We start from the raw sequence: 20,747 nt of genomic DNA, 5'->3' as shown, positions 1-20,747 counted from the left end.
GTACCTGTAGCTAAATTAGTTCAAGGTGAACGGCAAAAGCTCTTACATTTAGCAAAGAATCTGCATAAGCGTGTGATCGGGCAAGATGAAGCTGTTGATGCGGTCTCAAATGCGGTCTTGCGTTCCCGTGCTGGGTTACAAGACCCATCTAAACCTTTGGGCTCATTTATGTTTTTAGGGCCAACTGGAGTCGGTAAAACTGAATTGGCTAAAGCATTAGCTGAAGATCTCTTTGATTCCGATAAGCATATGGTTCGGATCGATATGTCAGAATATATGGAAAAAGCCAATGTTTCCCGCTTGGTCGGAGCTGCTCCAGGGTATATCGGTTATGAAGAAGGTGGACAATTGACCGAAGCTGTTCGCCGTAATCCATACACGATCGTATTATTTGATGAGATCGAAAAAGCTCATCCCGACGTCTTTAATATCTTGTTGCAAGTTTTAGATGATGGACGTTTGACTGATGGACAGGGACGAACGGTCGATTTTAGAAATACGATCTTGATCTTAACGTCTAACTTAGGTTCAGAGATCTTATTGAATGATTTAGAAGCTGACGATAAGATCTCACCTGAGGCTAAAAAACAAGTATTAGATGTCGCTAAGGCCCACTTTAAGCCTGAATTTCTCAATCGGATCGATGATATCATCATGTTCTCACCATTGTCGTTAAATGCTATTGGAAAGATCGTGGATAAATTCGTCGCGCAACTATCAAAACGCCTTGAAGAACAAGAGATCAGTTTGACGATCAGTGATAGTGCACGGCAATGGTTGGCTCAAAAAGGGTATGATCCCGCTTATGGGGCCCGTCCACTGCAACGATTCATCACTAACCAAGTCGAAACACCATTGGCACGTGAGATCATTTCAGGTGAGATCTTACCACACAGTAAAGTTGAGATCGATCTAAAGGATGGGAAATTAGTCTTTAATAAGACAGTTATTGAATAACAAAAAAACCGAGGCTACAAATAGTCTCGGTTTTTATTACTTATCAGTTTTTGGTGCCTTTTTTGGGGTTTTAACAAAAGCGAGTAGGCAATTTACGGCGATAAAGCCACCGACCATTGCGATCAGACCGCTTTGGAGTGGTTCAAAGGGACTACCAGAAAGTGCAGAGAGCACATAACCGATAACTTCACCGTAGATAAAGCCCCAAAAAAGAATTGTAAGTTGTTTAGCCATTTGACAACACCTCGCATTCTCACTAAGTAGTTTAGCACAAAGAATTTTAATTTACAACGGATGGCTAGGGGGCAATTTTTATAGACTGTCGCAGTTATCTGGACGGCATTTTCCACACTGAGATAAAAAGGCGAACGTATTTTTGAAAAGACACGGACAAATTTGTATAATTAAAGCAAAGATATTTATTTAGAAAGGTGGCGGTCGTTTTGTTTGCTCCATTACAAGTTATCAGTGCTAACAGTTTGTTAAAGAGCACTTTGCGTATCGAAGATTATGTCAAACGTGCTGCCGATTTAGGATACCAAAGTTTAGTTTTAAGTGATATCGATGTGATGTATGGTGTCCTTGATTTTTATCATGCCTGTCAAAAATACCAGATCAAGCCAATTTTTGGGTTAACATTAGAATTTGAAAATGATGCAAAACTGTTATTGATCGCCAAAAATAACACGGGCTACCACAATTTACTCAAATTGTCTTCGCTAAAAATGACCACGTTCAAGCAAGAACTCCCAGATTTAGAAGAATTTTTAAAGGCGGTCATGACCTATAGTCAAGATCTCTTTATCATCTCACCTGCTAAGGAAAGCTTATTATTAAAATACTACGAACAAGCTGGTGAGATCTTGGAGAACTTGAAACAGACAAAGACTGCTGGGATCTACTTAGGGATCGATCCGCTCTTATCTAAACAAGAATTATTAGCGATCAAATTATTAGCACAGCAAACGCAGACAGCCTTGATCGCTGCCAGTGCAGTTCACTATTTAGAACCAGCCGATTATTTTGAAGTCAAAGTTTTGCGGGCGATCGGAGAAGCAGAGAAGTTAAGTGGAGCCTGGAATAAGAAAAATACTTTAGGCAAAAACTATCTCAAAGAGATCAGTCAATATCACGAAGAATATCAGACTTTAGGATTAAAAGAAGCATTAGATGTAAATGCTAGGCTGTGTGATCTGGCACAAGTGACACTAGATTTTCCTAAGACTAAATTGCCTCACTTTAAGACGCCTAATGGGATGAGTGCTAAAGCTTATTTACAAAAACTTTGTCAAGAGGGGTTGCGTCAACGATTAGTAGCTGATCAGATAACCGAGACCAAGCCGTATTTTGATAGGTTGAAGCAAGAATTAGCTGTGATCGATGCGATGGGCTTTGATGATTATTTTTTGATCGTTTGGGACGTAACTAATTATGCGCACAACAACCATATCAGGATCGGGCCAGGGCGAGGATCGGCAGCTGGGTCGTTGGTTTCATATGTTCTAAAGATCACTGATGTCGATCCTTTACGGTATGGCCTATTATTTGAACGTTTCTTAAACCCAGAACGAGCTCAAATGCCAGATATCGATCTAGATATTCCAGATGCTAAACGTGATCAGATCATCAAATATGTTCACCAAAAGTACGGACACGAACATATGGCTCAGATCATAACCTTTGGAACTTTGGGGGCACGCCAAGCGATCCGCGATGTTGCCCGCGTCATGGGGTTGACGAGTTTTGAGATCGATGAATGGTCAAAAGCATTGCCTCATAAGTTCAAATTGACCTTAAAAGAGGCATATCAGGGATCACAAAAGGTCAAAAATTTGATCGCTGATAGTCAAAGAAACGAATTGTTGTTCAAAACAGCGCTTAAATTAGAGGGGCTACCGCGTCATTATTCGACGCATGCTGCAGGGGTGATCTTGAGTGATGAGGTCTTGAGCGACTTGATCCCGGTTCAATTAGGGACCGATCAGATCTTATTATCACAGTTTGCTAAAGGTCAAGTTGAAGAAGCTGGTCTATTGAAGATCGACTTTTTAGGCTTACGGAATTTGACGATCTTAGATAATGCGCTTAAATTTGTCCGCAATGGTTACCAAGAAAACTTAGATCTAAAACAGATCTCTTTAGATGATCCTTTGACTTTACGACTCTTTCAAGCAGGACAGACAAATGGTATCTTTCAATTTGAATCGACGGGGATCAAAAATGTTTTACGGCGTCTACATCCAACTTCATTTGAAGATGTTGCTGCGGTCAATGCTTTATATCGTCCAGGACCGATCGGAAATATCGATGAATTTATTGCGCGTAAACATGGGGCAAATCCTGTTAGCTATCCAGAAAAAAGTTTAAGACCGATCCTAGCTAAAACCTATGGGATCATGGTCTACCAAGAACAAGTCATGCAAGTTGCTTCAGCGATGGGGGGCTTTAGTTTAGGTGAAGCCGATCTCTTGCGGCGAGCGATCAGTAAGAAAGATCAATTGAAGATCGATAAATTGCAAGAGCGTTTTGTCATGGGAGCTAAGGCCAAAGGGTATGCAGTTGCTAGTGCGCTAGAGGTCTATGAGTACATGAAACGCTTTGGTAATTACGGTTTCAACCGGTCACACGCAGTTGCATACTCTAAAATGGCGTTTGAGTTGGCTTATCTTAAGAGCCATTATCCTGCTGCTTTTTTTGCTGCTTTATTGAATTCAGTGATCGGAAATGATAGCAAGTTAAAAGAATATCTAGGCGAGATGCGCCAATTCAAGTTACAAGTTGCTGGTCCAGATATCAACACTAGTCAGCTCTATTTTTCACTCAAGGACAAAAAAGTCGTCTTTGGTCTAGGATCGATCAAAACTTTACGAGGTGATCTGGTCAAAGCAATCTTACAAGAGCGCCGACAAAACGGTATTTTCAAGAGCTTAGCCGATCTTATTCGTCGTTTGGATAAAAAGCTCTTAAAAGAAGAACAACTCAAAGCTTTGATCTATGCTGGTGCCCTCGATCAAATAGAACCAGATAGGAGCAAGCTATTAGCACAATTACCGATGGTGTTGAGCAATATCGCTTTGAGTGGTGAAAATCAGACTTTGTTTGAGATGTTAGCGCCTAAAGAAGAAAAAGTGGCTGAAACGTTCTCAGCGGCTGAGCTTTTAGAAAAGGAATTTTATTACTTAGGGACGTATTTGTCGGGACATCCAGTCGAGAAATATGCTTGGTTACGTCAAAGGCAACACGCAAAATTATTAGCGGAACTTATACCAAATGAAAATGTCAAGACGATCGTTTACATTAGAAATAAGCGAGTGATCCGAACTAAAAAAGGCGAGCAGATGGCCTTTTTGCAAGTTGCTGATGAAAGTGGTGAAACTGAATTGGTGATCTTTCCGCGGGAGTATCGACGTTTTGTTGCTTTATGTGAACCTCAAAATATCTTACTAGTAAGTGGGAAAGTTGAGTTGCGTAATGAAAGAAAGAGTATCTTAGTTTCAGATATGGTCGCTGCAACTGATATCAAAGAGCAATATTACTATTTACGTTTAGAAAGATCATTAGCAAAGGGTACACGCCAGCAACTTTGGCGGATCTTGCGGGCCCATCATGGAGATGTTCCTGTGATCTTGTTCGAAGAAAATGAGAATAGGAAAATAATTTTGCAAGAAAATTTATGGTTACGCCCAGATGAAAGTACGAAAGAAGCGCTAACAACCTTATTAGGTAGCAAAAATGTCGTTTTGAAGTAATGAAAATTTATGAAAACTGCTTTTAAATTATTGGTGAAAATACAATTTTTTACAAGACAACGGCGCTCAAAAGTGATAAGATTACATTTGGAGAATGTAGTACTACAATTATTACTTGAGGTGAAGAAATGAAACGCATTGGTATTTTAACAAGCGGTGGCGATGCCTCCGGGATGAACGCTGCTGTACGTGCGATTGCTCGTTCCGCTATGAATGCGGGCCTTGAAGCCTATGGTGTCAACTATGGTTACAAGGGTCTTGTTGAAGGTAACATCTTCAAGATGGAATCTTCCCAATTGGACGGTATCATCAATCGTGGTGGCACTATTCTTTACTCTGCACGTTTCCCAGAATTTGCAGAAGAAGAAGTACAATTAAAAGCGATCGAACAACTTAAAAAGTTTGGGATCGATGCTTTAGTTGTTATTGGTGGCGACGGTTCTTACCACGGTGCTTTGAAACTTACAAAGCATGGCTTTAACTCGATCGGTGTTCCAGGAACGATCGATAACGATATTCCAGGAACTGATTTCACGATCGGTTTTGATACGGCTGTCAACGTAGCAACTGATGCTTTAGATCGCATCAATGATACAGCAACATCACACCAACGTGTCTTTGTTGTTGAAGTTATGGGTCGTGGCGCTGGAGATATTGCATTATGGTCTGGGATCGCAGCCGGAGCAGATGCAATCGTTATTCCAGAACGCGATTATGACGTCAAAGCAATTGCTGATAAGTTGACTAAGAACCGTGAACAAGGTAAAGATCACGGCTTGATCGTCTTGGCTGAAGGTGTGATGTCTGCTAAAGACTTCAAAGAAGAACTTGATAAGCATGGTGATTTTGATAGTCGTGCAATTACTTTGGGCCACGTTCAACGTGGTGGCGTACCAACTGCTAAAGACCGCGTGTTAGCTAGTCGCTTTGGTGATTATGCTGTCCGATTATTGCTTGAAGGCAAGGGTGGTTTAGCTATCGGTATTCGCGACAACCAACTTGTCGCAACTGATATCATTGATACTTTAGAAAACCACAAGCATGTGACAGACGTGTCATTGCTTGACTTGAACGAACGTTTGAGCTTCTAAAGTAGCAATTTATAGGTGGAGTTGAAACTACCTTAACAGGTAACTGTTTAAACTTTTGATATTTCAACGTAAAATGCAGAGCATTTAAGATTTTCAAAGGAGAGAATTAACTCATGAAAAAGACCAAGATCGTAAGTACACTTGGACCAGCTAGTTCAGATTTAGATACAATTTGCAAATTGATCGAAGCAGGCGCTAACGTCTTCCGCTTCAACTTCTCTCATGGTGACCATGAAGAACATTTAGGCCGTATGAACCTTGTGCGTGAAGCTGAAAAGGTTACTGGCAAGATGGTTGGTATCATGCTTGATACAAAGGGTGCTGAAATCCGTACAACTGTTCAACAAGGTGGCAAGCTTCACTTCAACATCGGCGACGAAGTTCGTATCTCTATGGATTCTTCTATTGAAGGTACAAAAGAAAAGATCGCTGTTACTTATGCTGACTTATACGATGATGTTCATGAAGGTGGCCACGTATTATTTGACGATGGCTTGATCGACATGAAGATCGAAAAGAAAGACGAAGCAAACCGTGAATTAGTATGTACAGTTCTTAACGAAGGTACACTTGGTTCACGTAAAGGTGTTAACGCTCCTGGTGTTTCCATCAACTTACCTGGTATCACAGAAAAAGATGCTGACGATATTCGCTTTGGTTTGGATAACGAAATCAACTTTATCGCTGCTTCCTTCGTACGTAAGCCTCAAGACGTTTTAGATATTCGTGAATTATTAGAAGAAAAGAACATGGAACATGTTCAAATCTTCCCTAAGATCGAATCTCAAGAAGGTATCGATAACTTTGATGAAATCTTGAAAGTTTCTGATGGTTTGATGATCGCTCGTGGTGACATGGGTGTTGAAATCCCAGCAGAAAACGTTCCTTTGGTACAAAAATCATTGATCAAGAAGTGTAACGCTGCTGGTAAAGCTGTTATCACAGCTACACAAATGCTTGATTCTATGCAAGAAAACCCACGTCCTACACGTGCTGAAGCTTCTGACGTTGCTAACGCTGTGTTTGATGGTACAGATGCAACAATGCTTTCTGGTGAATCTGCAAACGGTGACTACCCAGTTGAAGCTGTTGCAACAATGGCTCGTATCGACGTTAAAGCTGAAAATGCATTACGTCAACACAAGTCATTCTCATTGAATGAATTTGACAAGACAGATGTTACAGAAGCAATTGGCCGTGCCGTTGCTGAAGCAGCTGACAACTTGAACATCAAGACGATCGTTGCTGCTACAAAATCTGGTCACACAGCTCGTATGATCTCCAAGTACCGTCCAGATGCTGACATTTTGGCAGTTACATTTGACGAACGTACACGCCGTGGCTTGTCTGTAAACTGGGGTGTATTCCCTGTTGTTGCCGAAACACCAGGTTCAACAGATGAAATGTTCAACTTAGCAACAGAGAAAGCTAAAGAAGCTGGTTTTGCTAAGGAAGGCGATTTGATCTTGATCACAGCTGGTGTTCCAGTTGGTGAAAAGGGTACAACTAATGTTATGAAGATCCAATTGATCGGTTCTAAATTAGTTGAAGGCCAAGGTGTTGGTGACGAAACTGTTATCGGCAAAGCTGTTGTAGCTACATCTGCTGCTGAAGCTAATGAAAAAGCTGTTGAAGGTGCAGTTCTTGTAACAAAGACAACTGACAAAGACTACTTACCAGCTATCGAAAAGGCATCTGCTTTGATCGTTGAAAACGGTGGTTTAACATCACATGCTGCTGTTGTAGGTATCTCAATGGGTATTCCTGTTGTTGTTGGCGCTACAAACGCAACTGAATTGATCGCTGACGGTGAAGTTGTAACAGTTGATTCTCGTCGTGGTATCGTTTACCACGGTGCTTCAAATGCACTTTAAGCCGAACGCTTAAATTTAAGATAAATAACTAGTTATCGGACCCGCTTCGTTTGAGGCGGGTCTTTTTTGTACTTAAAAATTTGGAGAAATATAATGATCAAGAAGCGTGGCTTATATCAGCGGTTTAGCTGAGATCGTCGATTAACTTGACGTTGCAGATAAAATTTTAGCAGAAGATATCAGTAGTATGATCCAACCCTATATTTTAGGAATAACATATGCAGAATTAGAAAGTATATATCAACTTTATCCAGCTAGCTTTTTGTGCTATGCTAAAATTATTTGTGGTAGATATATAATTGCTAGGAGTTGGAAAGATGAGCAAGAAGATCGTTTTTGGTCCAAAAAAAGATTTTATTTGGATCGATATCAAAAAAGATGATGAAAATGTGGTCCAGGAGTTAAAAAAACAAGCCAAGCTCGATAAAGAACTATTGGGTTATGCTCTTGATGAACACGAAAATGCTCACGTGGAATATGATGCTGAAGAGGAGCTATTGTTGATCGTTTTTAATGTGATCAAAAAACACAGTGAACGCTATGAAACGACACCTGTGGCTTTTATCGTCAAGCAAAATGAGTTGTACAGTTTTACGACAGCTAAAACAGCTTATGTGACTGAGTTCATTGAAGGGTTGATCACACGTCAGCCTAATCTCAGTCGCTTGAGTTTGATCTTTAAGACGCTTTATCAGATCGTGGGAGTATTTTTCCCAGTGATCAAAGAGATCGATAAAAAACGTTTAGCTTTGACAGAAAAATTAAAAACTAAAACGACTAACCGTAATTTGTTGGAGCTTTCAGATCTAGGAATGGGCTTAGTCTATTTAGTCAATTCAACACAACAAAATTCATTACTACTGGCACAATTAAAAAAGCTCTCACTTTATCGCTATCTGACAGAAAATGAACAAGAAGAGCTGGAAGATGTTGAGATCGAAGCTGATCAGTTGGTGGCGATGGCTAATTTATCCGATCAGATCTTAGGCCAGATCTCGGAGACATATAATAACTTGTTGAATAACAATTTAAATGACACGATGCGTTTATTGACGATCTGGTCATTATTATTGACGGTCCCGACCATTGTGACAGGCTTTTTTGGAATGAATGTTTTATTACCGTTTAAAGATAGTCCATTTGGCTGGCTCATAATTATTTTTATCAGTATGTTTTTATCGATCGGACTGTTAGTGACGATCTTAAAACGCATAAAATGAGGTGGGAATATGCAGACTATTTTTATGGTAGAAGATGATGCAACGATCATTCAAGTTGTCAGTGAAAAATTGAATTCTTGGGGGTATGATTGTAAAGGTGTGACTGATTTTCAAAATGTGTTAAGTGAATGTTTAGAACTTGCTCCACAATTGGTCTTGTTGGATATTTCATTGCCTTATTTTAATGGCTTTCATTGGTGCCAAGAGATCAGAAAACATTCGCAAGTGCCGATCATTTTTATCTCATCAGCTGCTGATCAAATGAATCAGATCATGGCGATCAATTTAGGTGCCGATGATTTTATCGTCAAACCGTTTGATCTCAATTTATTAGTGGCTAAGATCCAAGCACTATTACGGCGAAGTTACCAGTACAATCAGGTACAGACAGTCGATACCTATGCTTTACAAGGGTTTACTTTTACGCCCGAGGAAAACATGATCGCAAATGCTGAGAGTAAGTTGAATCTATCACCCAATGAAACTAAGATCTTGGTTATTTTATTACGTGAACGTGGTCAGATCGTTTCAAAGACGCAGATGGTCGAAGCACTATGGCAAGCCGATGACTTTATCGATAGTAATACGTTAGCGGTCAACATCACTCGGATCCGTAAAAAATTAGCCTCAGTCGGGATCAAGGATCTGATCCAAACGGTCAAGGGAAAGGGGTATTTGATCGAGAATGAAACAAGTGCTTAAATTGACCAAAGCTTTTATCTGGGAGCATAAAGCGATCTATCTAGTATGGTTATTATTACTGGGAACACAAAGTCTGGTGTTATACCTATATGATCAGACTCAAGCGATCTTAGGCGACACGCTATTGTTTAGCTGTTTGATCATTTTTAGTTATACGTTAGTTGCTTTTAGTCGGTGGCAAAGAAAGCTCAAGCAGTTACAACTCTTACAAACTAATTTTTCACATGAGCTTTTACCCTCAAGTAGCAGTCAAGTAGAAAGGCTTTATCAGCAGATCGCTGAAGAATTAGAGCAAAAATTAGTAGCAGAATTAGAACATAGCCGTTTGAAAAAACAGGAGATGTTAGAAGATTTTGGCATTTGGTTACATCAAGTCAAAACACCAGTATCGGCTTTAGATCTTTTGATCCAAGCGCAAGGAAACGATCCAAAGATGCGAGCTGAGTTGTTCAAAATAAATGAGTATCTTCAGCTGATGTTAAATTATTTGCGCCAACAGCTGGATAATTCTGATCTCGTTTTTGAGCAAGTTGCTTTAGATCAAGTGATCAAGGAAGTCTTGAAAAAGTATGCACTCTTTTTTGCTCAAAAAGGGCTACGGGTGGAATTTGTCGACCTTGATACCAAAGTCACGACCGATAAGAAGTGGTTGATCTTTATTTTAGAACAATTGATCTTCAATGCGATCAAATATACCAATACTGGAACGATCACGTTTATTTTTAACGGCGATCATTTGGCGATCAAAGATACCGGGATCGGGATCAAGTCACAAGATATTCCCCGTGTCTTTGAAAAAGGTTTTACCGGTTATAATGGACGTCAAGATCAACGAGCAAGTGGACTAGGATTATATTTGAGTCAAAAAGTTGCGCTCAAATTAGGATGTAAACTCGAACTGACTTCTAAAATTGGTCAAGGAACGACGGTCAAAGTTTATTTCCCAAAATATTATAAATAAATTGTTACTTTAACTTTAATGTTATTTAAAAATGGCAACCTTACAATTTTGTAAGGTTGCCATTTATTTTGTAAGTAGGCATAAATGACCGTGCTTGTTATGATTAATATATCAATTAAGACAACGGAGGAAATGATCATGAATGAATTACTAAAGATCGAACACGCACGCAAAGTTTATCAGAGTCGTTTTAAGGGCGTTCAAGTTGAAGCTTTAAAAGATATCCAACTTGAAGTCAATGAGGGCGAATATACAGCAATTATGGGTGAATCCGGTTCTGGGAAGAGTACCTTGTTGAATATGATCGCTACTTTGGATAAACCAACATCAGGTAAATTGTATTTGAATGGTGACGATCTGACACAGATCAAAGAAAAAGCAGCAGCGGCATTTAGACGCGAACATTTGGGATTTGTCTTCCAAGATTTTAACTTATTGGACACGATCTCTGTGAAAGATAATATCTTACTACCATTAGTTTTATCACGTAAAAGTATCAAAGCAGCTAAGCCTAAATTACAAGAATTAGCAGAAAAATTAGAGATCACTGCTTTATTAGAAAAATATCCGTACGAATTATCTGGCGGACAAAAGCAACGTGTGGCAGTCGCTCGGGCGATCATTACCGATCCAGCGCTACTTTTAGCCGACGAACCGACTGGGGCGTTAGATTCAAAGACCTCAGATCAGTTGTTAGATATCTTTGAACAGTTAAATCAAAATGGTCAAACGATCTTGATGGTCACACACAGTTCATTAGCTGCTAGTCGGGCTAAGCGGGTCTTGTTTATCAAAGACGGGATCGTTTATCATCAACTTTATCGGGGTGAACTTGATTCTAAAGCTTTCTTAGAAAAGATCAATATGACGATGGCATCGTTATTGCCACGTTAGTCAGGAGGGATCTGTATGTTTTATGCTAAATTAGCTTTCCAAAATATTCGTAAAAATAAACAGGCTTTTGTACCATTTTTACTGTCGATGATCTTTTTGACGGCCTTAAATACTCTGATGTTGATGGTCGCAAATGACCCAGGTTTAGCTAAACTCCAAGGGGCTGAAGCGATCACCCAACTTTTTGGTTTTGGTTCTGTGATCGTATTGATCTTTTCAGTGGTATTTGCTACTTATACAGAAACGATACTAAACAAACAACGTAAAAACGAACTAGGTCTGTACAATGTTTTGGGGATGGGCAAACGTGAATTATATAAGTTGACCTTCTTTGAAAAAGTGATCAATTTAGTTACTACAGTTGTTTTAGGTATCACAAGTGGCGTGATTTTTTCCCGACTGGCGTACCTGATCATCAAGAAATTGATGGGGATCGGTAATGAATTCAAATTTACTTTGAACACTTCGATCTTGACGCTCACGATCTTATTTATCGCTGGCATTTACGCATGGTTATATTTGATCAACGCTTTTAATATCTTTAAAAGTGATCCGATCGAGTTGTTACATGCTGATCAAAAAGGTGAAAAAGAGCCTAAAGCTAAATGGTTCTTGGCCTTAGTCGGTTTAGTCACTTTAGTTTGGGGTTATTGGATCGCTCTTACGATCAAGTCTCCAGTTTCAGCGGTCACTAATTTCTTTATAGCAGTACTTTTAGTGATCATCGGGACTTACTTGATATTTACAGCCGGAAGCATCGTTGTTCTAAAATTATTGCGTAAAAATGAAAACTACTACTACAATGTTAAACATTTCATTCCTGTATCAGGGATGATCTATCGGATGAAACAAAATGCGGTCGGGTTGGCTAGCATCTGTATCTTATCAACGATGGTCTTAGTCACTGTTTCAACAACAGCGGGGCTCTTTTTTGGATCAAATGATCAAGTTCAACAGATGTTTCCACGTGATATCATGATCAATTCAGCAGAGCCACTGTCAAAACTCAAACAAGTAGCTAAAAACTATGCTACTAAAGAAGATGTTAAATTAAGTGATATGCAATATATCCGGACTAGTCAATCTTTATTGTTTACAAAAAAAGCTAACGATTTCAAAGCTTCTGACCGTGTGAGTTATAATGTCTCAGATATTGATAGAGCTGCAAATGTGGTCTTGATCAGCTTGAGTGAATATAATGCTTTGACAAAAGATAATTTATCTTTAACTAAACCAAATGATATCTTTATGTATACTACTACGCAGAATTATCCTGAAAAGACAATGATATTGAATGGACATAAGTATCAAATCAAGCAACAGGTCAACAAATTAAAAGATACAGGATTACTTAATGCATCACCAGTTGATTCATACATTGTAGTTATGAAAGATCAAAAACAGATCGAGGGACTATTAAAAGAATTATACAAAACTAAAGAAACAGCAGCCTACTTAGATCCTGCTTATCAATTAAATTTCAACATTGAACTTAAAGATCAAGCTAAACGTAAAGCGTTCATCCGTGGACTAAGCAAAGAGTTTGCTAAAACTGCGGATAAACAATGGTATTTTTTTCAGGACAAGGATAGCTATCGCGAAAGTGTCAAACGCTTTGATGGTGGATTCTTCTTTTTAGGGATCATTTTAGGGATAGCTTTCTTACTAGCTACGACATTGATCATCTATTACAAGCAAGTGTCTGAAGGAATGGACGACCGCGAGCGCTTTGTGATCTTACAAAAAGTTGGGATGGATGAAGCTGAAGTCAAACGTGTGATCCACAGTCAGATCATGATGGTCTTTATCTTCCCTTTAGCTTTTGCAATGTTACACGTTGCTTTTGCTTTCCCACTGATCAAAAAGATGTTGGTCTTATTTGGGATCACCAACTGGCAACTGTTCTTAGTAGTTACGCTCGTGGTTGCACTGATCTTTAGTATTCTGTATTATATTGTGTATCAATTAACTGCACGGGTCTATTACCGTCTAGTTGAACGTTAAGTAGTAAAAATTTAGGAGAGAAAGAAGATGAGTTTTCTTAAAAAAGGTTTAACTGGTTATCAGTTAAAAGTTTTAGCAATGATCTTTATGTTGGTAGACCATTTGAATATGTATTTTGGACCAGAGTTGCATTGGCCTTTATGGATCAATTTCTTAGGACGTTTCGTGGCCCCAACATTTTCATTTTTATTAGTCGAAGGATATTTTCACACTCGCAATAAACGACGGTATTTGGAGCGTTTATTGATCGGAGCGTTAGTCGTAGGGATCGGTAATATTATCTATAATCTCTTGACTAAGTCATATATCGATCCGTTTGATCATCAGCCCAATTACTTATTGTTCCTCGGGCCACATAATATCTTTTTGACGTTAGCTTTACAGCTGATCATGATGTGGTCATTGGATAACATCTTAAATAAGCATAGACGTAAGGCATCATGGCCAACATTTATCGTAAGTGCTCTTTTGATGTTTGCTTTTGCAGAAGGTGGGATCTATCTCTTGCCGTTAGCATTGATCTTTTTCTTAGGTCGTAAGTATCACAAGCAAGCGCCAATGCTTTGGGCAACATTTCTCTGGTGTGCTCTGTTATTTGCTAAAGCTTATTACAGTTACAGTAGCGGAGCGACAGCTTCATTTTCACTCTATGAACATTTGACATTTGCTAGTGAATTTATGATGGTAGCCGTCATTCCATTGATCTGGCTATATAATGGCAAACGTGGTGGAAGTGGTAGTCAAGCTGAAAAATCGTTCTTCTATATCTTTTATCCAGTTCACCTTTGGATCATTTACTTGATCAAAGCCTTTGTATAAATAAAAAATAGCTTAGGAGAGTTGAAACTCCTAGGCTATTTTATTAGATCTAACTATTTTTGCGTAGATCGATAATATTTAATACTGGGGTCAATTCACCCGAACTGTTACCTACAAGGCGCAAAGTCATATTTTGCGGATTTAATTTTAGTTGCATGACTTGATCTAAGTACATGTCAGAATAGCCTTTGTAGTATACATCACCAAGATCAGTCGTTATCTTTTCGTTATAATCGTGGATGTCTTCATCCTTATCAACGATCACTAATTGAAAGGCTTGATTTAAAGAACATACACCTACTTTTGAAAAAGGACCGACACCATCATCAAAATCAAGTAGAACAATGGCATTTTGATCTTCAAAAAATGGACGCAATTTAGTAGCTGCTTCATCTGTAATGGTTAATTTCATTTTAAAATACCTCCCTTAACTGATATGTATATTATCTATCACTTGCTAATTGATTACAACATATATGCTTACAAAAAGTTAGCTGTATAAAGATAGAATTATTTACATGCTTCGCTTATAATTGAATTAGTTAGAAAAATTAAGAAAGGCCAGGTGATAATATGTCCTTGATCATTAAAAATGAAGGTAGTATTTGCCTTGAGTCTAAGCAAACGATCATACTCGATCCTAAAGAAAGAGTAACTTCCACAACGGGAGATATTTACCTGTTCACACATTTATCGACTGATCTCTTGCAGATCTTAGCTGATAAGCGACGCAAAAATCTTGTTTATTTGCCACAAATGTTACTTAAACAGCTTCAAAAATTAGTTCAAACAGGTTTCATCAGACCTTTGAATTTTAGAAAAATAAAGTGCTATCCTTATAATTATCCCGTTCAGATATCAGATCTCTGGGTCACTGCGTTTCCAAGTGATGATGGTTTGAACGGAGCAGTCAGTTTATTACTTGAACATGAAGGCAAAGTGCTTGGCTATACAGGGCGATTTATTACGCGTGGGGCACATAAGAAGCGGATCAAAAAATGGAAAAAAGCTTTTCAGACAGCTAAGTTAGATCTGTTGTTGTTAGATAGTGCAGCTTTACAGACCAGTGAAGTTTTTGTGTCAAACACCAAAAAATTCAAACGTTTCTTAGCAAATCTATCGAAGACAGATTTACCAGCTTTAAAATTATCAGAATTAGCCCCAGAAGAGATCCTAGAATATCAAGAAATTGCTAAACAAGCAGGCAGAACTTTACTGCTTGCACCAGATCTTGCTATTTTAGCTAAATTATTATTCCCGTTTAACGATTTTACAGCTACGACGCCAACTAATTTAAAATCAGCCGAGGAAAAACCAGAAAAATTCATAATTCAAGCAGAAATGACTAAGCGAGATACCATCGTTTATAATAAAGATAGTATTAGAGACATTGATATGATTGCTGCAGATCAAAGTGAGAGCGAATTAAAAGAGGTCGTGCATGTGATCGCACCGGCTCAGTGTTTGAGCTATGGTGAAAAGACACTAGAGGTGATCGAACCTTTGACCGAAATAGTTAGTTTTTCATAAGAAAGGGTGTAGTAAATGTTAGTTGTAACAACAGAACATATTCCAGGCAAACAATATGAAGTGATCGGTACAGCGTTTGGGGTGACGACTCAATCGCGCAATATTGCCAGTGACTTTGGTGCAGGTCTAAAGAGCATCGTTGGTGGTGAGATCAAGGGCTACACCAAGATGCTAAATAATTCTCGTCACGAAGCTGTCGAACGTTTAAAACAAGAAGCCAAGGCTATGGGAGCTGATGCGGTTGTCATGATGCGCTTTGATTCGGGCTCGATCAGTGCAGATATGCAATCAGTTGCTGCCTATGGTACTGCCGTAAAATTTATTGACTAACTACGATAGACGAGTTAAGAGTATCTATCGTCTAAAGTAAAAGGTATTTAAGCGAATAAAGCTCCCCGATAGAAGTTGGTATATGACTTCTACCGGGGAGCTTGTTTTATTCAAAGAACAGAAAAAAATACATTTTATAAATTAGCGTCAGTCTTGAAATTCAGTGGTGAAAGATCCGTTGCTTCAGTGATCAATTCAGCGGTCAGCTTCTGAGTTTCATTTAAACCTAATTCTTGCATCTCAAGGGATGTCTTGGTCAACAACTCACTTAAAGCAAGCGGATCATTTACAGTCAATGCTTTTTCATCTGTTTGCTTGATGATCTGGGTGAATTTGACAGCAAGTTCTTTTTTTAGATCCAAAACTTTTGGTCCAAATTGCGCATAGTGAGGATCGACTAAGACACCAAGTAATTTGTAGACCCAGTAAGCTGAGTCGTTAGAATACGTCTTTTGTCCGACTTTGTAAGCGGGGTGGACATCGGTGCTACCTGCATAGACGGGGACAAAAACACTTTGTGCCGTAACGCCCATTGCGACCCAGTGAAGACCAGCGATCTCGACTGGTAAGTTTGGACGAAGTTGGAGCAAGTGAGATTCCTGCGTTTTAGCTAAGCTGATCGGTCTAAATTTGTTTTTTTCTGGAGCCTTGCCTAGTGGATCGTAAGGTGTATTTTGAAAATGCGAGCCTAAGACGTATTTTAGATCATCTAAATACAATAAGCGGTCAGCCTTTTGGATAAATGGTAATTCTTCGCTCATGGGATCTTGTTTGACGCTAGGGGTCAGGTAACGTTGACCGTCCCAGACTCGTGGAGTACTGTAGATCTCATCGGACAATTCGTGTGTTCCAAAAATATTGCGGAAATTAAAGCATGTCGGATCAGGATTTAAATGGTTAGTGGCTACAAATTCTTGGATCCCGGTTGAAAAGATAAAGTTAACGGGATCGTTGAAGTCGATCTCTTGGATCGCTAATTGGTTAGCCACTACAGCATAGCAATCATCGGGGATCCTTTGAGCAACAAAGTGGTGACCTGACCCTGTTTCTAAATACCAAACTTCTTCTTGATCAGCAAATAAGATCCCGTTAGATTCGCAAGTACCGTATTTCTCAATGATCTGACCTAGGCGTTTTACACCTTCGCGGGCTGTTTTTACATATGGCAAAACGACGGTGACCATGGCTTCTTCGCCGATCCCATCTTTGACAAGTGGATCGTAGCCTAAAACGCGTTCGTTGGCATAAGCACTTTCAGTGGCACTCATGGCTACTCCATATTCGTTGATACCATCTTCTTCAAATAAGCCAAATTCAGCTGTCCATTCTGGAGTGGCACTGTATTTAAAACGAACTTGTGGTAGTGGCATTTTAAAGCCGTTATCCTTTGAGATAAATTCTTGTGGGGTATCAAATTCTTGATGAGGATGAATGACCATGTGTTTGGGCCAAGCGCTTTTGGCATCTTCATTGCGTCCGATCACAGTCGAACCATCAGCCATCGCTTTTTTTCCGACTAAGATGCTAGTGCAAGCAGAAAATTCGAAAGTTTTGTAAAGTGTCATAAAGAGACGTCCTTTCATCAGTTGATTAGTTTTATTTTAGCAGACCAATAGAACTAAAAACAATTGCACTTGTACTAAAACTTTGTCATAATTAACATATCAATCAAGAGGGAGATGACAATAATGCCATTAGTTCATATCGAACTTATCGAAGGTCGTAGCCAAGAACAACTCAAGAACTTAGTCAAAGACGTAACTAAGGCAGTGGTTGAAAACACTGGTGCTCCAGCTGAACATGTTCACGTTGTATTAAATGAAATGCAAAAAGATCGTTACGCTGTTGGCGGTGTGTTAAAGAGCGACGAAAACTAAAATAAAAGAGGCTGTAACATAAGTAAAAAGACATCTTCAATTCCAAATGTTGGAATTTTGAAGATGTCTTTGCTTGTCTCTGGAAATATTAGTTTTTAAGGCTTTACAGTGCCAAGTAACAACTAAGCAACGCATAGTAATTTTTTAGTGGTAGTTAATACTAAAAAATACTTTTGTTACAGCCTTTTTATTTACTCTAAGCTAACTTTAAATATTCTTCTAAATAATGTGCTAAGCCATCTTCTTTATTGGTCAAAGGCGTAATATCGTTAGCCAAAGCTTTGAGTTTATCAGTCCCATTTTGCATGACTACGCCCCAGCCGGCATAATCGATCATTTCAGCATCATTGTGTTCATCACCAAAGGCCAGAATGTTTTTACGGTCGATCTTAAAGGTATCAGCTAAGAATTTGACCCCATGAGCTTTATTGACGCCTTTAGGTGATAGTTCTAGGATCGGGTTAGGACCACCCCAAACCCCAACGTTGATCTTGTCGCCAAAATTTTCTTCTAGGGCAGAGACAGTTTTAGGCAATTGAAGTTTATCAACTAACATCGTCATTGCTGACGGATTTTCTTGTAAGTTTATCTTATTTAAAACTTCATTAGCTTTCAACGTTACTGGAAAGAAATCATCGATCACAGTATTGGGGACATCGGCTAAGGCCATATTCTTACCTTCAGCTGCAACGACTTTGATCCCAAGTTGCTCTTTAGCAGCTAAGATCTCAAAAGCGATATCACGGTTAAAGGTCAAGGCATATTCTTTATCCCAAGTTTGATGTGGAATATGTCCCAGGGCACCATTAAAGTTGATCATTGGTGATTTAAGGCCCAAAAAATCATAATAGTTTTCTGAGATCCGGTTAGGGCGTCCGGTTACGATCGAAACGATATGTCCTGCTGCTGCAGCTTTGGTCAAAACTTCTTTAGTTTTAGACGTTATTTGACTATTTTCATTTAATGTCGTGCCATCAAGGTCGATCGCGATCAGTTTTTGTTCCATAGAATCAATCCTTAAAAATTTGTAGTATATCTGCTTAAAGTTATCACAAACTTAAATAAAAAACAACGGATAAGGAATTAATTTTGCGATCATTTTGAAGATAATAGTGTATAATTTTAAGGGAAAGATCAAGAAGGGAGTAGTTATGATGATCGAGATCATTGCAAAACAGATCGAGGGCTTACCGGTTTTAGAAGTCGTGGCTAAAAAATATCGCACTCAAAGTTTACCGCTGATCGTTTTTTATCACGGTTGGACTGGTTGTAAAGAACGAGTCTTAACAGAAGGTTACGAACTAGCCAAACGTGGCTTTAGAGTGGTCTTACCAGATGCTAAGTTTCATGGTCAAAGACAAATCGGACCTGTCACTAGTCACCGCCAAGAATTTTGGCAGATCGTAGCTAGTTCAGTCAAAGAGCTACCATTTTTGGTAAATTACTATCGCCAAACGTGCGGGATAAAAGATGACCTAGTTGGTGTCAGTGGCCTTTCGATGGGAGCGATCACGACTTGTGCTTTATTGACTGTGTATGATTGGATCAAAGCTGGTGTAAGTTTGATGGGCTCTCCTTGTCCGACAGCGTTTGCCCGTCAACTACTGGAAGAGTTACCGGGTTTAACAGATATTCCAGCTAGTTTTATCGATCAGCAATTAGCACAACTTGAGCTGATCGACCTATCAAAGCACCCTAAACGGATCGCTGGGCGACCAGTACATTTTTGGCATGATACTACCGATCAAATGGTGCCATATGCGCCAGATAAAGCATTTTTTGACAGTATCCAAGGGAAAAATTATGCTAGAAATACATCATTTACGACGACCACAGGGCAAGGGCATAAGGTAAATTATGCAACTGCAGTCGAGATGGCAGAAAAATTTGAAGAGTATTTTGGAGGAATCGATGATGGAACCACGAAATAGTGAATTGATAAAAAAAGATATTTTAGATGCCCTTGAAACGGTGATCGATCCAGAATTAGGGGTGGATATCGTTAATTTAGGTTTGATCTATTCAGTTGATCTAAAAGAAGATGGTCTATGTATCGTTCAGATGACCTTGACTACGATGGGATGCCCCTTGACGAACTTATTGGCTGATATGGTCGAACGTTCGATGGATGGGATCGCTGAAGTTAAAAAGGTCGAAGTTGAATTTGTTTGGGAACCAGCCTGGACAATGGACCGCATGACTAGCTATGCTAAGATGGCGCTAGGGATCCACTAACGGAGGCGTTTTTGTGTTAAAAAGAAAGATTTTTGTTGTGATATATATTGCCTTGATCTCATTTTTTTGTGTCTATTTATTTTTTAAGATCCAAGAACGTGATCTGATCATTCAATTGAATAATAACAACCTCTCTTTAGATGCGTATAAGATCACGCTCAAACAAGATATATCACTGGCAGAACTTGATCAAAAGGTAAAGGGCAATGATAAATTAACTGATGTCCAGCTCCATTATCAAGCTAAAGATCAGCAAAATGTGACATATTTTTACGGTAAGGGCAATTATACGCAGCCGCCATTGCTTTCGGGACATTTCTTTTCAAGTGCTGACTTTGAATCGGATGTTCCGTTGGCAGTTGTTGGAAAAAATTATGAAAAAAAACTATATGAACCTAAAGACCAGGCATATTTGAAACTAGATGGTAATTATTTGCCTGTGATCGGTGTAATGGGAGACAACTATCACTCAGATCTAGATGATCAGATATTTATTGCAGCTTC

General features: G+C 39.1%; 19 protein-coding genes and 1 pseudogene. 16 read left to right on the top strand and 4 right to left on the bottom strand.

The features are described 5' to 3' along the window. On the top strand, positions 1 to 957 hold a 957-nt coding region (locus Q9Q35_RS10465; protein WP_304653307.1), incomplete at its 5' end, for an AAA family ATPase. Positions 958 to 993: 36 nt separating this feature from the next. Here the strand turns inward: Q9Q35_RS10465 and Q9Q35_RS10460 are convergent. Continuing rightward, the gene (locus Q9Q35_RS10460) at positions 994 to 1,191 is read right to left on the bottom strand and encodes a YjzD family protein (RefSeq protein WP_304653306.1); all 198 of its coding nucleotides are present in this window, start codon (positions 1,189 to 1,191) and stop codon (positions 994 to 996) included. 209 nt (positions 1,192 to 1,400) lie between these two features. On the opposite strand from Q9Q35_RS10460, the gene dnaE reads away from it, so the two are divergent. From dnaE to Q9Q35_RS10415, 9 genes are all read left to right on the top strand, one after another. Then, on the top strand, positions 1,401 to 4,706 hold the full coding sequence (gene dnaE, locus Q9Q35_RS10455; RefSeq protein WP_304653305.1) for a DNA polymerase III subunit alpha: 3,306 nt from the start codon (positions 1,401 to 1,403) through the stop codon (positions 4,704 to 4,706). A gap of 128 nt (positions 4,707 to 4,834) precedes the next feature. Next, positions 4,835 to 5,797, top strand: coding sequence for a 6-phosphofructokinase (pfkA, locus tag Q9Q35_RS10450; protein ID WP_004047896.1), 963 nt, complete (start codon positions 4,835 to 4,837; stop codon positions 5,795 to 5,797). A gap of 113 nt (positions 5,798 to 5,910) precedes the next feature. Further along, a complete protein-coding gene (gene pyk, locus Q9Q35_RS10445) occupies positions 5,911 to 7,671 on the top strand; it encodes a pyruvate kinase (protein WP_304653304.1) in 1,761 nt (586 codons plus the stop codon). A 317-nt stretch (positions 7,672 to 7,988) separates the two neighbouring features. Continuing rightward, entirely contained in the window at positions 7,989 to 8,891 is a 903-nt protein-coding gene (locus Q9Q35_RS10440) for a magnesium transporter CorA family protein (RefSeq protein WP_304653303.1), read from the top strand. Positions 8,892 to 8,900: 9 nt separating this feature from the next. Next, on the top strand, positions 8,901 to 9,593 hold the full coding sequence (locus Q9Q35_RS10435) for a response regulator transcription factor (protein WP_304653302.1): 693 nt from the start codon (positions 8,901 to 8,903) through the stop codon (positions 9,591 to 9,593). Then, positions 9,577 to 10,554 carry a sensor histidine kinase gene (locus Q9Q35_RS10430; RefSeq protein WP_304653301.1) on the top strand — a complete coding sequence of 326 codons (978 nt, stop codon included), beginning with the start codon at positions 9,577 to 9,579 and terminating at the stop codon, positions 10,552 to 10,554. The genes Q9Q35_RS10435 and Q9Q35_RS10430 overlap by 17 nt, the downstream gene beginning before the upstream one ends. 138 nt (positions 10,555 to 10,692) lie before the next feature. Then, positions 10,693 to 11,448, top strand: coding sequence for an ABC transporter ATP-binding protein (locus Q9Q35_RS10425; protein ID WP_304653300.1), 756 nt, complete (start codon positions 10,693 to 10,695; stop codon positions 11,446 to 11,448). A gap of 15 nt (positions 11,449 to 11,463) precedes the next feature. Then, positions 11,464 to 13,452, top strand: coding sequence for an ABC transporter permease (locus Q9Q35_RS10420; protein ID WP_304653299.1), 1,989 nt, complete (start codon positions 11,464 to 11,466; stop codon positions 13,450 to 13,452). 27 nt (positions 13,453 to 13,479) lie between these two features. Next, the gene (locus Q9Q35_RS10415; RefSeq protein WP_304653298.1) at positions 13,480 to 14,271 is read left to right on the top strand and encodes a TraX family protein; all 792 of its coding nucleotides are present in this window, start codon (positions 13,480 to 13,482) and stop codon (positions 14,269 to 14,271) included. Between the two features lie 49 nt (positions 14,272 to 14,320). Here the strand turns inward: Q9Q35_RS10415 and Q9Q35_RS10410 are convergent, their stop codons facing one another. Continuing rightward, positions 14,321 to 14,683, bottom strand: coding sequence for an iron-sulfur cluster biosynthesis family protein (locus Q9Q35_RS10410; protein ID WP_304653297.1), 363 nt, complete (start codon positions 14,681 to 14,683; stop codon positions 14,321 to 14,323). Positions 14,684 to 14,844: 161 nt separating this feature from the next. On the opposite strand from Q9Q35_RS10410, the gene Q9Q35_RS10405 reads away from it, so the two are divergent. Together Q9Q35_RS10405 and Q9Q35_RS10400 are read left to right on the top strand one after the other, a co-directional pair. After that, positions 14,845 to 15,801: a hypothetical protein gene (locus Q9Q35_RS10405; RefSeq protein WP_304653296.1), complete on the top strand. Its 957-nt coding sequence runs from the start codon at positions 14,845 to 14,847 to the stop codon at positions 15,799 to 15,801. A 15-nt stretch (positions 15,802 to 15,816) separates the two neighbouring features. Then, entirely contained in the window at positions 15,817 to 16,131 is a 315-nt protein-coding gene (locus tag Q9Q35_RS10400; RefSeq protein WP_304653295.1) for a heavy metal-binding domain-containing protein, read from the top strand. 134 nt (positions 16,132 to 16,265) lie between these two features. Here the strand turns inward: Q9Q35_RS10400 and Q9Q35_RS10395 are convergent, their stop codons facing one another. After that, complete coding sequence (locus tag Q9Q35_RS10395; RefSeq protein WP_304653294.1) at positions 16,266 to 17,696, bottom strand: C69 family dipeptidase; 1,431 nt, start codon at positions 17,694 to 17,696, stop codon at positions 16,266 to 16,268. A gap of 123 nt (positions 17,697 to 17,819) precedes the next feature. On the opposite strand from Q9Q35_RS10395, the gene Q9Q35_RS10390 reads away from it, so the two are divergent. After that, on the top strand, positions 17,820 to 18,008 hold the full coding sequence (locus Q9Q35_RS10390) for a 2-hydroxymuconate tautomerase (RefSeq protein WP_004047673.1): 189 nt from the start codon (positions 17,820 to 17,822) through the stop codon (positions 18,006 to 18,008). 196 nt (positions 18,009 to 18,204) lie between these two features. Here Q9Q35_RS10390 and Q9Q35_RS10385 read toward each other — a convergent pair whose 3' ends face one another. Continuing rightward, on the bottom strand, positions 18,205 to 19,014 hold the full coding sequence (locus Q9Q35_RS10385; RefSeq protein WP_304653293.1) for a Cof-type HAD-IIB family hydrolase: 810 nt from the start codon (positions 19,012 to 19,014) through the stop codon (positions 18,205 to 18,207). 148 nt (positions 19,015 to 19,162) lie between these two features. Here Q9Q35_RS10385 and Q9Q35_RS10380 point away from each other — a divergent pair, with 148 nt between their 5' ends. The 3 genes and pseudogenes from Q9Q35_RS10380 to Q9Q35_RS10370 form a co-directional block, all read left to right on the top strand. After that, complete coding sequence (locus Q9Q35_RS10380; protein ID WP_304653308.1) at positions 19,163 to 19,939, top strand: S9 family serine peptidase; 777 nt, start codon at positions 19,163 to 19,165, stop codon at positions 19,937 to 19,939. Beyond that, positions 19,923 to 20,243, top strand: a complete 321-nt coding sequence (locus Q9Q35_RS10375) for a metal-sulfur cluster assembly factor (RefSeq protein ID WP_010689103.1) — start codon at positions 19,923 to 19,925, stop codon at positions 20,241 to 20,243. The genes Q9Q35_RS10380 and Q9Q35_RS10375 overlap by 17 nt, the downstream gene beginning before the upstream one ends. 13 nt (positions 20,244 to 20,256) lie before the next feature. Next, positions 20,257 to 20,747 (top strand): annotated as a pseudogene (locus tag Q9Q35_RS10370) (hypothetical protein); the annotation flags it as partial.

Origin of the sequence: uncultured Ligilactobacillus sp., assembly GCF_948826705.1 — a bacterium.
Classification (GTDB): domain Bacteria; phylum Bacillota; class Bacilli; order Lactobacillales; family Lactobacillaceae; genus Ligilactobacillus.
Note: the sequence above shows the minus strand (reverse complement) of the source record. Positions and strands in the feature narration are given on the sequence as shown.